Source organism: Pseudarthrobacter sp. 01T43 (assembly GCF_056398665.1).
Map to the genome: position 1 here is coordinate 157,662 of NZ_JBFTPV010000008.1, position 13,203 is coordinate 170,864.

Below are 13,203 nucleotides of genomic sequence, written 5' to 3' on the forward strand. Positions count from 1 at the left end.
CTACCGGCGGCCTCGTTGCGACCGTCCCGAAGCGCTCTCACGGCGGGTGCCCTGCTGCAGGGTGAGTGCAAGCACAGGACAGAGGGCGACGGCGTCGCGCGCGGCATCGACGTCGGTGTCCGCCAGGGGAACGTCCGTGCGGTCGCGGCCCACCCTGCCCCGGGCCACGGGGTAGCCCCAGTCGTCCCTGTCGAGCACGCCGGCGAGCAGTTCGGTGCACAGTCCGCGGCCGTCGCACCTGGTCCAGTCGATGTGAAGGGAGGTGCTCATGCCGGCCTGCCTCCGACAGCGATGCAACGGCCGCCCAGGTGTGCCCGGACTTCGTCGCCGAAAACCTCCAGCGCGCTGGCCACCAGGCCCACCGTGCCGTCAGGATGCCGGCACGCGCCCCGGCCGGAGACCAGCTTGGCCAGCCGGTCGAGTTCGCCGGGAAGCCGGGGATTCCGCTCCCCGCCGGCGATCCGGTTGAGGACAGACGCCATCGCCGGCAGCCCGAACATACAGGGCCCGCACTGCCTGGCGGATTCGCCGGCCAGGTAGGTGAGGATTCGAGCCGTGACCTGGAGTCCGCAGGTTTCCGCGCCCAGGGCGTGGACAACTCCGGCGCCGGGCCTGACCACCTGTCCCGGCGGGCCGACCGGGCACAGCTGATACGGGCCGGGCCGAACCCAGCGGCCGTGATACCCGCCAACGAGCACGGCGGACACGGAAGCCGGCTCCATGCCGGCGGAGGCGAGGACGTCGTGGAGGTTGGCCCCGCCGGGCACTTCCAGGACAACATCGTGAACCGGGGGCGGACCGGAGACGGACACGAGCCGCGTACCCGGATCGGCGGGGGTGCCCACTTCCCGGAACCACGCGGCGCCGTACCTGGCGATCAAGGCCACTTGCGCCAGGGTTTCGACATTGATTACCAGCGTGGGACGCCCGTCGAGTCCGGCCTCACTGAGCCGGCGCCGCTGGTCCAGTGGCAGCGCAGAGCCGGTGGCAATCCTGTTGACGACCGCGCTGGACTCGCCGGAGATGAAGGTATCGGGTGCTTCCACGATCTCTATCCGGCGCGTCCCCGGATGTTCCGCGAGCGCCTGGCGCGCCCCGGGAATGCTGCCGGCCGGCACGTACAGGTACATCTGAGTGCCTGACAGGGCTCCGCTCAAGGCAAGCAGGCCGTCGATCACCAGGTGGGGCGCGTAGGCCAGCAGTGTCCGGTCCTTGAAACTGAGCGGTTCTCCCTCGGCGCCGTTGGCGATCACTACCGGCCGGGTAGGGAACAGCCCCTTGCGGCCGGACTGGGCCGCGGCCATGGCCTTCCGCCAGGTTTCGAAGGCGGCCCCGCCACGGCCCGTCAGTTTCGAGGCCTCCAACTCCTGCAGGAATCCACCGGTGAGGGCACCGAGGTCCAAGGGACCGAACGTTTCCAGGTGCCGGGTCAGCGACGGATCCGGACCGGCGGCCAAGAGCCGGGACAGCTGTGGCTGTGCCGGCGGGACCGGCTGTGCCAACACTTCCGGGAGCGCGTTCACAGGAAGTTCCCTTCACGGGCCTTGGATGTTTCGAGGAACGCTGCGGAGAGCCGCCAAACCACCGCTCCTGCGACGGCGAGGGCCGAGGCTGCCGCCAGAAGGAAGAACAGCATGCTGCCAACATCGGTACCGTTTCCGATGGCGTGGGCCATCGCCACCGGCCAGACGCCGTAGCTCAGCCAGTGGACTGTCTTGAAGGCACGCTGGCCCACCCGGCGCCGCAGCAGGGCGGTAGCTATCACCGCGGCTACAAGGTCCAAGGCCACCGTCCCGAGCCCCTGCCAGAACGGCTGGAACGAGCCCAGGAACGGAACCAGGATATCCACCGGGCGTAGCTTGGCGAAGGGGTCCAGCAGCAGCGAACCGACGTGCAGTCCCAGGAACACCGCGGCCAGCAGTGCGATGTTCCGGTGGAGGAGGCTGATGGAGAACCGGGGCAGCACCAGCAGCGGCCTGCCCGACCGGTTGAGGATGCCCAACAGGACTGATGCGGTGAACAGTGCCAGCGCAATAAATCCGCTGGCCCGTCCGAAGGCCCACATGGCCTCATCCACGGGAAGCACCTGCCTCAACACTGGGACGCCCGGCCGGCCAGCCGCCCGTTGTTATGGTCCGTCCCTGCCGGTCCACGAAACGGCCCGGGATGCCCGCAGACCTGAACCACTCAAGGGCCGCCGAACCGCGGACAATCGCTGCCGTGCTGTATGCATTGGCCTCCAGGCACGTGGGAGCCGCCGCCGTCACCGACCGCCACACGGCGTCGGCGGGAAGTCCAAAGCGGGGGTCAAGGATGTGATGGACATCGGCTCCGGCATGCTTCCATCGTCTCTTCTGCGTGCTGGAGGTGGCGAGCGCAAATCCAGGTTCGAGGGCAACGTGCTCGCTCGGGTCCCCGGGAAGGTCCTGGACGAGGACCTGCCAGGGCCCCGGTTGTCCCGCGACGAGGGGGCCCGGGCCGGCAGTGGCCAGGTCTCCGCCCAGGCTGACGAGTGCCCCGCAGCCCAGGCTGGCCTGCACCTGTGCCGCGGCAAGGTCCGCCGCCGCAGCCTTGGCCGTCGCTCCGAGGTCCAGGCGCAGGTCCGCGGGAACGCTCAAGGTGCTGCCGTCCAGGCGGACCCGCGTCCAGCCGGGAACCCGCGGCGCTCCCAAGCGGCTTTCGGCCAAACGCTCAGGCGGCTCCGCCGAAGGATCGGTGTTGACGATCGGCACGGGCACGCTGGCGATTCCCTGGCCGTACCCTAAGCTTCCTTGGCCGTACCCCAGAGCGTCCAGATCGGCGCCGAGGGTCGGATCGACGTCGCCCTCCGTCAGGTGGGCTGCAAACAGGGCCCGTTCCATCAGGTGCCGGAAGGTTGCGCTGATCGTGACACCGTCGGCCACGCTGGGGCCGAGCATCATCAGCTCGGAATCGTTCCGGAAGCGGCTGCATGCCAGGTCAACGCCCGTTACTACGGCCCGCACAAGCTCTTCCGCTTCTGCCAGCATCCCCTTGTCAGTGACGGTCAGGGAAGCCTCAAGACCCCACACCGACCATCTGGCTTGGGCCTCCACGTCAGGATCCCGACGATCGCCCATGGGTGACGCTGCCGTTGCCAGGTTGGACAGGGCTGGTTCCAGTGAACCCCCGGGGGCGGCGGGCACTGTTGTCCTGGGTGCTGCCGGAGGAGCCTCCGGGAGAGGAGGTGGCGCCTCCAGAAGAGGAACTGCCAGGCGCAGAGGACCCGCCGGGCGTCGTCGAAGTGGAGGAGGCGGAACCGGCCTTGGACAGGACCGACGGTGTGGAGGAATAGATTGCGGCGGCGGCAACACCGGCAGTTGCGAGACTGCCCACGGCCACGGCCGCGGTAATGCCGCCGGCGAGGCGCTTGCCCCTGTTCCGGGTACTCATGACCTTCTCCCGCCTCTGACACTCGGCTTCCTGGATCTGCCGTTGACTCCATCTTCCTCGCGGTTCCTGTGTAATTGCTTAGGACTGGCTGTACGTCTTCGTCACCAAAGCGACGGCAGGCTCCCCACGAGCCGTTCGTACATGGCCAGCGCCGATCCATCCGTCAGCGACGCCACCTGGTCGATGACCACCCTGAGCCGTGCGCCGTCGTCGGCCGCGTCCCGCCAGTCGGCCGCAAACATCGGCTCCAGGTGGCGGTCACCCGTCGCGTTCAGGGCGGTCACCAGGGCGTGCAGGACTTCGCGCTGGCGCTCGTAAATGGGCTGGCGGTGTTCGGTGGTCATCACGAAAGTGGTGGCCAGCCCCTTCATCACCGCGATCTCCATCACCGTTTCGTCCGGGACCACCAGCTCGGCGTTGTACCGGGTGAGGTTTTCCGGACCGTAGAGGGCCCGGGTGGTCTCCAGCGCGCGCTGGCAGAACCGGCCGATCAGCTGGCTGGTCATGTTTTTCAGGGCGGCCATGGATTTGCGGCTGCCATCGGCCTCGCGGACCCAGACGTCGGTGGCCTCGAGCCGGGCGAGGGCGGCGTCGATGGCGGCCGGGTCATTGTGCGGCAGATACCACTGCTTGGCGTAGCCCACCACGCGGGCGCGGTGGTCCGGGTTGTCCATCCACCGCAGCTGGAAGTGCCCTGCCACGATCGCGTCCTCGACATCGTGCACGGAGTAGGAAATGTCGTCGGCCAGGTCCATGACCTGGGCCTCGAGGCAGGTCCGGCGCGCCGGGGCGCCTTCCCGGATCCAGTTGAAGATGGGCAGATCGTCCTCGTAGGCGCCGAACTTGCTGGTGCGCTGCCCGTGGATCACCGGGGCGTCCAGGGCGGACCAGGGGTATTTCGACGCCGCGTCCAGGCTGGCGCGGGTGAGGTTCAGTCCTGCGGGGCGTCCGTCCTCCGTCAGCACCTTGGGTTCGAGCCGGGTGAGCAGGCGGAGGGTCTGGGCGTTCCCTTCGAACCCGCCGATGGCGTGTGCCACCTCGTTGAGGGCGGATTCCCCGTTGTGCCCGAAGGGCGGGTGCCCCAGGTCATGGCTGAGGCATGCGGTGTCCACCACATCCGGATCGCAGCCCAGCGCACGGCCCAGCTCCCGGCCCACCTGCGCCACTTCGAGGCTGTGGGTCAGGCGGGTGCGGACGAAGTCGTCGGTGTCCGGAGCCACCACTTGGGTTTTTGCGCCAAGCCTGCGGAGCGCGGAGGAATGCAGCACGCGGGCACGGTCACGCTCAAAGTCGGACCGGTAGGTGCTCTTGGGCGGCTCCTCCACCCAGCGGGCGGAGTCCCGGGCCTCGTAGCCGGGCAGCACCGGCGCAGTGGTGCGCGTTTCAGCCACCGGAAACATCCAGCTCCGCGGCGGAGATGTCCTTGGACTGTGCATCGTTCAGGGCCCGGGATTCCAGCCAGTCTTTCGGCAGCGCAGGCTTCTTGGGCGAACCCGCACGGCCGCGCGGGCCTTCGGCGTCGACGCCGGGGTACGGCGAGTCCAGGTCCAGCTGGTCGAGGGTCTCTCGGAGGACCTCCAGGCTGGTCACCAGCGCCAGTTTGGTCCGCAGTTCCCCGCCCACCACGTAGCCCTTGAAGTACCAGGCGATGTGCTTGCGGATTTCACGCAGCGCCTTGCCCTCATCGCCGAACGTCTCCACCATCAGTTCGGCGTGCCGGTAAACACTGTCCGCCACTTTCCGGACGTCCGGCCTATGCCTGACATCGGACCCCTCGAAGGCAGCCATCAGGTCACCGAACAGCCAGGGCCGTCCCTGGCAGCCGCGGCCCACCACAACACCGTCCACTCCGGTCTCCTGGACCATGCGGACGGCGTCCTCGGCGGACCAGATGTCCCCGTTGCCCAGGACCGGGATATCGGGGAGGGTTTCGCGGAGCCGGGCGATCGCGGACCAGTCTGCCTCGCCGGAGTAGAACTGTGCGGCTGTCCTGCCGTGAAGCGCGACGGCGGCAACACCGGCATCGCGGGCAATCCGGCCTGCGTCGAGGTACGTCAGGTGGTCATCGTCGATGCCCTTGCGCATTTTGATGGTGAGCGGGACGTTGCCCTTGGAGGCCTCCCTGACCGCTGTCTGGACGATGGAGGTAAACAGATCGATCTTCCAGGGCAGGGCCGAGCCGCCGCCGCGCCGGGTCACTTTGGGAACGGGGCAGCCGAAGTTCAGGTCGATGTGGTCTGCCCGGTCCTCGTCCACCAGCATGCGCACCGCCTGGCCGACAGTAACGGGATCCACGCCGTAGAGCTGGACGGAGCGGACCTTTTCGTCGTCGTCGTGGGAGATGATCCGCAGGGATTCGGGGGTGCGCTCAACGAGGGCACGCGAGGTGACCATCTCTGCCACGTAGAGGCCGCCACCGTATTCACGGCACAAGCGACGAAAAGCGGAGTTGGTGATGCCCGCCATGGGAGCCAGGATCACGGGGGTGTCCACCGTGATGTTGCCCAGCTTCAGGGGCGGGAGTTCCAGCTTGGGGGCGGGAGGGGTTGCGGTAACAGTCACCTGTCCATTGTCGCAAAGGCGGGCAAATCGGCGGGAATCGGCGGAAATTACCGGGAATCCGCGGAAATCAGCCGGGGCAGGATCAGCCGCGGTCCGCGCGGCGGCCCCTCCGGGTTTCCGGCGCCGTGCCCGCCCCTGCATGCTCCGGCCCACCCGGCCCCGCAACTGCCAGCGTTGCACGGCGGAACCGGCCAGCCTCAGCTGCCGCTGCCAGCGCACCGGTGTCGCCGACGTCGTCCGGGTTGATTTCCGGCACAGTCTTTTCCGGCGCAGCCCTTTTCGGCGCATTCCCGGCGCCGGCTTCCGGCTGGGCCACCGGCCGGACGCCGGTGGCCTTGACCACCAGCACCGCAATCAGGGTGGTCACCGGAATGGCGAGCACCAGCCCGATTGAGCCGACGAGCGTACGGATGACCTCCTCGGAAAGCTCCGCGCTGGTCAGGGTGTCCCCCAGCGGCCGGTTGTAGAGCATCACGATGATGAGGATGGGAAGGGCTGCGCCGGCGTAGGCGAACGCAATGGTGTAGACCGTGGAAGCGATGTGGTCGCGGCCGATCCGCATGGCCGACGTGAACAGTTTTCGGGCGCTCGTGCCCGGCGCCAATTCGTACAGTTCCCAGACAGCGGACGACTGCGTGATGGTGACGTCATTCAGGACACCCAGCCCCGAAATGATCAGTCCGCACAGGATCACCCCGGAAATGGAAATGTTGGCCGAGGTATTGATCAGGGTGGTGGCATCGTGGCTGCCCACGCCGGCGAGGTTCGCGGCGTCGGTGGCCCAGGCAGCCAGGAGTGCTGTGATGCCCAGCCCGAACATGGTACCCAGCAGCGCCGTCGAGGTCCGGGCGGAAAAACCGTGGGCGAAATACAGGACCCCGACCATGATCACCGTTGATCCCACCAGGGCCAGCAGCAGCGGTGGTTTACCCTCCACCAGCCCGGGCAGCATAAACCCGGCGAGGACGAAGTACGCGCCCACCAGTCCCAGGAGCGCCCGCAAACCGCGCCAACGCGCCACAACGATCACCACCAGCGCGTAAAGCAGGGCCAGCACAACGATGGGCAGTGTTCGGACGAAGTCGACAAAGATGTAGGCCGGAGACCCCTGCGCCGATGCGCCCTGGGCATTGGAGAGGTTCAGGTACCTGATCTGGTCCCCGGGCTTCACGCCGTGGGATTTTGCCACGTCCGGGTTGATCACCACCTTCACGGGGCTGCCGCCCTGGTCGGGCTGGGTGAAGGCGAACATACAGTCCGAGCCTTGCGGGGCGGGCTGTCCGGAGGCGCCCGGGGCCGGACCCGCAGCGGTGGAGCCCTGCATGCAGCTTTCCTGGACCACGCTTTGGATCTTGCCGGTATCGAAGGTGACTCCGGGGGCTGCTGAGTACGGGCTGGCGAGCGTAATCCCCTCTTTGGACCCGGACGGCCACAGCATCGCCATGCCGGCCAGGGTCAGCAGCGTCAGCGGCACCAGGATGGCGGCAAGGATGCGGTTCGCCTTCCGGCGGGCGGCAATCGCTTCTGCAGTTGGCTCCGAATGACCTGTTGAATCGTGGGAGTGACCGGATCCCATCAGCAGCTAATCCTCATACCTTGAACTCTACGTCCGGAACCTCAGGGTTGATAAATGGTAGGAAGCGGGAAGGATCCAGGCATGACGGACCGCAGCACCGAAGGCAGCCGCACTCCCCCTGGCGGGGCACACCATGCCGGGGCAGGCACCGCCACGCACCCGTCCGGAGCAGGGCGGACCACTCAGCAGCCGTCGCTTACCGTGCTGGAAGCTGCCGGGCCCACGAGGGGCGTGGCCCTGGTGCTGCATGGTGGCAAGGCGCACAGCTTTGAGACGGTGGAAGCCTGGCAGCTGAGCCCGCTCCGGATGCTGCCGTTCGCCCGCCACCTGCACCGCGCCGGAAAGGACTACGGGCTGGCTGTTTGGTCGCTGCGGAACAGCGTGCGGGGCTGGAACGGACCAGCCATGTCGGCCCTCCATGACGCCCGCTGGGCCCTTCAGCAGATCAACGCCCAGCACCCCGGTGTTCCCGTGTATCTGGTGGGCCACTCCATGGGCGGCCTTACCGCTGTCTGCGCGGCGGACGACCCGCAGGTGGAAGCCGTGGTGGCCCTGGCCCCGTGGCTCGGTCCGGAGGCGCCTGCCCAGCGGGTTGCCGGGCGCAAGATCCTGATCGTCCACGGCACGGGCGACCGGATGACCAGCCCGGCCCAGTCCCTGAAGTTTGCCCGCCGTGCTGCCAATGCGGCGGTGTCCATGCAGTACGTTTCGCTCAACGGTGCCGGCCACTTTATGATCCGCCGGGTGCGGCTATGGCACACCCTCGCCACAGGATTCGTGATGAAATCCTTCGCCGAGCGCACCGGCTTCACGTACCCGGCGTCCCGCACACTGGACCACATCCTGCCTGAATCGGCCACCCAGGTCAGCCTGTGAGCCCGTTTCCCTGGTCGGAATTTACCGCTTCGCTGCCATGGACGGCGCTGGCCGTGGTGGTGGTCCTGGCGGTGACCTTTGTGGTGGCCGTCCGGCAGCGCCGGCATTCGGTGATGGACGTCGCCTGGGGCCCGGGGTTCGTTGCGGTGGCGGTGGTCTCCTGGTTCCTTGCCGCCGGGCAGGGGGACGACACGCGGCGCCTGCTGCTTGTCCTGCTGACGGCTGCCTGGGGCCTGCGGCTCGGAGTCCATATTGGCTGGCGGGCGCGGGACGGGCATGAGGACCCGCGCTACAAGGAATTGTTGAAGGCAGCACCGGGCTCCCGGAACGTCCATGCCCTGCGCCGCGTCTACCTGCCGCAGGGGCTGGTGATGTTCTTTGTGTCCCTGACGCTCCAGGTCGGAATGTTCGCCACCGGCGCCGTGGGCTGGGTTGCTGTCCTGGGCATCATGCTATGGGTGACGGGGTTTGTGTTCGAGACGGTTGGCGACTGGCAATTGGCCCGGTTCAAGAAGGATCCGGCGCGCCGCGGGACGGTACTGAACACTGGTTTGTGGCGGTACACCCGGCACCCGAACTATTTCGGTGATGCTGCGGTCTGGACGGGCCTCTTCCTTGTGGCCGCAGATTCCTGGCCGGGCATCCTCACTGCACTGTCGCCGGCCCTGATGGTTTGGACGCTTACGGCCAAGACCGGCAAGCCCCTCGCCGAGAAGGCAATGTCCGGCCGGCCCGGCTATCAGGAATACCTTGAGACAACCAGCGGCTTCATCCCGTGGCCGCCCAAGCGCCGAAAATTTCCCCCAACTGGGTAGCAGCAGATGTCGGTTTGAGAGCTCAAAACGACATCTGCTGCGACCTACTTGGGTAGGTTGGGGTCAGTCAGAAACGACTAGTGTGTCCGTCCCCTGCTGGTGCGCTCTGCCGCTTTCCAGCAAGGGCTCGACGGCGGCTCGCAGCGCAGCCATCGAATCGTCCAGTTCCAGCATGACCGGGTGCTGGTACGCGAGGAGCGCGAGCAGGTCGCGGACCGCGGCGGCGGCGTCTTCGGGGTCCAGTGCGGGTTCGTGGCCCACAAAGACGTCCGTCGGCTGGGTTCCCTGGGCGGGAGCCGCGGGGTCCTGGGCCGGCTCCGCGTAGCTCACGGCAAAAGCCCGGATGCGTCCCTTTTTGCTGGGGGCAACACCGGCGCCGAAAGCGGACTCCGGCTTCGCGCGCAGCACAATCGCACCATGGGCGCCGGTGAGGTCGTCCAGGAACAGCTTCTGCACCTGCCCCACCGACAGCACCCCCGGCGAATCCCAGCCGTGGATGGCCGTGTAGTAGCGGCCTACGACGTCGGTCAGCTCCACCGAACCTGTGGCGAGGTCCATCACGACGTCGGAGCCGGCGTTTTCGTCGTTCGCCAGGCCGCCCGCTTCGTTCTTCGCGGGGAAGACCGGCAGCTTCAGGGCCCCGGGCTCCACCACGACCAGCCGGGAGCGCTGGATGGGCCTCAGCCCGTATTCCCCGGCGAACGCGGCCCCGGGGCTTCCGGGCTGAACCTTGGCGCGCAACTTGAAAACGCCCGACGGCGCCTGCTCAACTTCGCGGCGCAGCATGGTCAGGAGCGTGGCACCGATGCCTGCGCGCCGGTGGTCCCGCGCCACTTCGATATAGGCCCACAGCCGCTCCGGGTGCAGGGACGCCTCGTAGACCACACCGGCCCCTACCGGGATACCGACGCCGTCGATCACGTCCTCGGCCACGATGCAGCGGCGCCACGGGGTGCCGTCCGTCCCGGCCGAGGAAACGGTGAGGGCACCGCGGAACTGCCGTGCCTGTTCGGTCTCCGGGCCGCCCCAGATTTCGAGCAGCGCCAGGTCGTCTCCCTCGCGCCATTCGCGGTATTCGATGGCCATGCTCAGGCGCCGATCAGGCGGGCGGCCAGGTAGCCTTCAACCTTGTCCAGTGAGACGCGTTCCTGGCTCATGGTGTCCCGTTCACGGATGGTCACGGCCTGGTCGTCGAGGGTGTCGAAGTCCACGGTGATGCAGAACGGCGTGCCGATCTCATCCTGGCGGCGGTAGCGGCGGCCGATCGCGCCGGCGTCGTCGAAGTCGATGTTCCAGTTCTTGCGCAGCTGCGCGCCCAGGTCCTTGGCTTTCGGTGAGAGGTCCTCGTTGCGGCTCAGCGGCAGCACTGCTGCCTTGACCGGCGCCAGCCGCGGGTCCAGCTTCAGGACCGTGCGGACGTCGACGCCGCCCTTGGCGTTGGGTGCTTCGTCTTCCGTGTAAGCGTCCACGAGGAACGCCATGAAGGACCGGGTCAGGCCCGCGGCCGGCTCGATCACGTACGGTGTGTAGCGCTCGTTGGTGGCCTGGTTGAAGTAGCTCAGGTCCTGGCCGGATGCCTTGGAGTGCGTGGTGAGGTCAAAGTCGGTGCGGTTGGCGATGCCTTCCAGCTCGCCCCATTCCGAGCCCTGGAAGCCGAAGCGGTATTCGATGTCCGTGGTGCCCTTGGAGTAGTGGCTAAGCTTCTCCAGCGGGTGCTCGAAGAAGCGCAGGTTCTCCTCGCGGATGCCCAGCCCGGTGTACCAGGACATGCGCTCCTTCATCCAGTACTGGTGCCACTCTTCGTCCGTGCCGGGCTCGACGAAGAATTCCATTTCCATCTGCTCGAACTCCCGGGTGCGGAAGATGAAGTTGCCAGGTGTGATCTCGTTCCGGAAGGACTTGCCGATCTGGCCGATGCCGAACGGCGGCTTCTTGCGGGAGGTGGTCAGCACGTTGCTGAAGTTCACAAAGATGCCCTGGGCCGTTTCGGGGCGCAGGTAGTGCAGGCCTTCCTCGCTCGCCACCGGGCCCAGGTAGGTCTTCAGGAGGCCGGAGAATTCCTGCGGCTCGGTCCATTCACCACGGGTGCCGCAGTTGGCGCAGGCAATGTCCTTCAGGCCGTTCTCGGCGGGACGGCCCTTCTTTTCCTCGTACTCTTCCTCGAGGTGGTCAGCACGGTAGCGCTTGTGGCAGGAGAGGCACTCCACCAGCGGATCGGAGAAGACCTCCACGTGGCCGGACGCTTCCCACACCTGGCGGGGCAGGATGACGGAGGAGTCCAGGCCAACCACGTCTTCGCGGCCGCGGACCATGGACTGCCACCACTGGCGCTTGATGTTTTCCTTCAGCTCGGCACCCAAGGGCCCGTAATCCCACGCGGAACGCGAACCGCCGTAGATCTCACCGGCCTGGAACACGAAACCCCTCCGCTTGGAGAGGGAGATGACCTGGTCGAGAACGGACTTTGGTGCCATGGTGGAACTCCAATTTCTACAGGGCCGCTGGGTGCGGTCCGCGGTTATTTTGGCCCGGACGCACGGTTGTGCGATCCCGCTGGTGGCGGGGGGCAGACGAAGGAAGCAGGGTGCAGAACAAGGCGCAGAGGACTGCGTGTCCTAGCCTACCGGCCGCAGGGCCGTGGGGCGGCGCGCTACCGGCGGAATGCGCCGCGGGGCCAGGGAAGCGTGGCCACCAGGATCGCGGCGAGTGTCAGGATGGTGCCCAGCACGGTGGGCAGCGCCACCACGGAGCCGGGTGCGGGGACCACGACGTCAAGGATCAGGGAGCCCACCAACTGGCCGGCAATCATGCCCAGACCCGTGACCAGGACGCCCAGGCCGCGGACCAGCACGGCGGCCAGCCCAATGAAGATACAGCCCATGGGCCCGCCGAGGTAATACCACCACTCCCCCGGCAGCGGATTGCCCGCACCCGCGACAGCAACTTTTATGCCCCACACCACCCACAGGAGGATGCCGCCGGCGACGAAGTTCACCAGCGTCGCCGCGATGGGCGTGCCGTAGTGGAGGGTTGCGGTCCCGTTCATGGCTTGCTGGAAGCTCATCAGGAATCCCGCTGCCAGTGGAAGAATCAATGGCAGCAGCAGCAAGCCGACATCGGCGGCGTTGCCAAAGCGCGGGGACACTGCCCATGCCACGGCAATGATGGTCAGCACGCTCCCGACGATGCGGACTCCCGTGATGCCGCGCTTGCCGCCCGGGCCGATACCGAGCCGGTCCACGAGGAGTCCACTGAGGGTCTGCCCGGTGACGGTGGCCACGGTGAACAGGGCAACGCCCAGCAGGCCCACAGTGCTGGACTGGGCAAAGACGAAGAAGGCGCCCACGCCGCCGGCGAGGACGTAATACCGGGGAAAGCTGCGTTCCCGGAGGACAGGGACAATGCGGGCCAGCCCTGCCCGGCCCCGGGGCAGCAGCAGCGCGATGGCCGCAATCAGGATCAGACCCGTACTGAAGCTCACTACCGCTGCGGCGATGCCGTCGTTAAGCCGGACCCCAAGGGCACCGTTGATGCGGCCCTGGACAGGAATGGCCAGCCCTGCGCCGACTGCCAGTGGAAGGCCCGCGAGCAGCGGCAGCCGTGGGGTGTGGGTCATTGAATTCACCTTACGTCAGGCATCATTGCTTTATGAGCAACCAGGACATCGAAGAGATCCCTATCCGTGACAGCATGATCCGGCTTGGCCAGCTCCTGAAGCTCGCCAGCCTCGTGGAAGACGGTGTGGAAGCTGCCGAGCTCATCAAGAGCGGCCTCGTTAAGGTCAACGGCGAAATCGATGAACGGCGCGGCCGCCAGCTGCACAATGGCGACACCGTCACAGTGAACGGGCAGACCGTCAGGGTCGTTGCCCCGGAAGCCTGAAGAACGCGACACCCGACGCGCGGGCGGGGCGGCTGACCCCTGCGCGATGACAACGCGACCTGCGGCACCAAGCCGCCGGCC

14 protein-coding genes are annotated in these 13,203 nt (G+C 67.3%); 3 read left to right on the forward strand and 11 right to left on the reverse strand.

Translation table 11 applies throughout. From position 1 onward, the window contains the following. The 8 genes from AC1DIM_RS10310 to AC1DIM_RS10345 all read right to left on the reverse strand — a co-directional run bounded on the left by AC1DIM_RS10310 (position 1) and on the right by AC1DIM_RS10345 (position 7,549). A complete protein-coding gene (locus AC1DIM_RS10310; protein ID WP_477710381.1) occupies positions 1-270 on the reverse strand; it encodes a ferredoxin in 270 nt (89 codons plus the stop codon). Further along, positions 267-1,523 (reverse strand): NADH-ubiquinone oxidoreductase-F iron-sulfur binding region domain-containing protein, encoded by a 1,257-nt coding sequence (locus tag AC1DIM_RS10315; RefSeq protein ID WP_477710382.1) that lies wholly within the window; start codon positions 1,521-1,523, stop codon positions 267-269. The genes AC1DIM_RS10310 and AC1DIM_RS10315 overlap by 4 nt, the downstream gene beginning before the upstream one ends. Next, positions 1,520-2,077, reverse strand: coding sequence for a ferric reductase-like transmembrane domain-containing protein (locus AC1DIM_RS10320; protein ID WP_477710383.1), 558 nt, complete (start codon positions 2,075-2,077; stop codon positions 1,520-1,522). The genes AC1DIM_RS10315 and AC1DIM_RS10320 overlap by 4 nt, the downstream gene beginning before the upstream one ends. After that, positions 2,070-3,074: an FAD:protein FMN transferase gene (locus tag AC1DIM_RS10325; RefSeq protein WP_477710384.1), complete on the reverse strand. Its 1,005-nt coding sequence runs from the start codon at positions 3,072-3,074 to the stop codon at positions 2,070-2,072. The genes AC1DIM_RS10320 and AC1DIM_RS10325 overlap by 8 nt, the downstream gene beginning before the upstream one ends. A gap of 1 nt (position 3,075) precedes the next feature. Further along, positions 3,076-3,411, reverse strand: coding sequence for a hypothetical protein (locus tag AC1DIM_RS10330; protein WP_477710385.1), 336 nt, complete (start codon positions 3,409-3,411; stop codon positions 3,076-3,078). A gap of 101 nt (positions 3,412-3,512) precedes the next feature. Further along, entirely contained in the window at positions 3,513-4,811 is a 1,299-nt protein-coding gene (locus tag AC1DIM_RS10335) for a deoxyguanosinetriphosphate triphosphohydrolase (protein ID WP_477710386.1), read from the reverse strand. After that, positions 4,795-5,973 carry a tRNA dihydrouridine synthase DusB gene (gene dusB, locus AC1DIM_RS10340; RefSeq protein WP_477710387.1) on the reverse strand — a complete coding sequence of 393 codons (1,179 nt, stop codon included), beginning with the start codon at positions 5,971-5,973 and terminating at the stop codon, positions 4,795-4,797. Before dusB ends, AC1DIM_RS10335 begins: the two co-directional genes overlap by 17 nt. A gap of 82 nt (positions 5,974-6,055) precedes the next feature. Beyond that, the gene (locus tag AC1DIM_RS10345; protein ID WP_477710388.1) at positions 6,056-7,549 is read right to left on the reverse strand and encodes a YibE/F family protein; all 1,494 of its coding nucleotides are present in this window, start codon (positions 7,547-7,549) and stop codon (positions 6,056-6,058) included. A gap of 81 nt (positions 7,550-7,630) precedes the next feature. Between AC1DIM_RS10345 and AC1DIM_RS10350 the strand changes: the two genes are divergently transcribed. Both AC1DIM_RS10350 and AC1DIM_RS10355 read left to right on the forward strand, forming a co-directional pair. Further along, a complete protein-coding gene (locus tag AC1DIM_RS10350) occupies positions 7,631-8,425 on the forward strand; it encodes an alpha/beta hydrolase (RefSeq protein ID WP_477710389.1) in 795 nt (264 codons plus the stop codon). Next, positions 8,422-9,240 (forward strand): DUF1295 domain-containing protein, encoded by an 819-nt coding sequence (locus tag AC1DIM_RS10355; RefSeq protein ID WP_477710390.1) that lies wholly within the window; start codon positions 8,422-8,424, stop codon positions 9,238-9,240. The genes AC1DIM_RS10350 and AC1DIM_RS10355 overlap by 4 nt, the downstream gene beginning before the upstream one ends. A gap of 63 nt (positions 9,241-9,303) precedes the next feature. Here AC1DIM_RS10355 and AC1DIM_RS10360 read toward each other — a convergent pair whose 3' ends face one another. The 3 genes from AC1DIM_RS10360 to AC1DIM_RS10370 all read right to left on the reverse strand — a co-directional run bounded on the left by AC1DIM_RS10360 (position 9,304) and on the right by AC1DIM_RS10370 (position 12,856). After that, positions 9,304-10,326 (reverse strand): GNAT family N-acetyltransferase, encoded by a 1,023-nt coding sequence (locus AC1DIM_RS10360; RefSeq protein WP_477710391.1) that lies wholly within the window; start codon positions 10,324-10,326, stop codon positions 9,304-9,306. Between the two features lie 2 nt (positions 10,327-10,328). Beyond that, a complete protein-coding gene (locus AC1DIM_RS10365; RefSeq protein WP_477710392.1) occupies positions 10,329-11,714 on the reverse strand; it encodes a glycine--tRNA ligase in 1,386 nt (461 codons plus the stop codon). Positions 11,715-11,890: 176 nt separating this feature from the next. Next, entirely contained in the window at positions 11,891-12,856 is a 966-nt protein-coding gene (locus AC1DIM_RS10370) for a DMT family transporter (RefSeq protein ID WP_477710393.1), read from the reverse strand. Between the two features lie 32 nt (positions 12,857-12,888). Between AC1DIM_RS10370 and AC1DIM_RS10375 the strand changes: the two genes are divergently transcribed. Further along, a complete protein-coding gene (locus AC1DIM_RS10375) occupies positions 12,889-13,122 on the forward strand; it encodes an RNA-binding S4 domain-containing protein (protein ID WP_477710394.1) in 234 nt (77 codons plus the stop codon). The last annotated feature ends 81 nt before the right edge of the window (positions 13,123-13,203 follow it).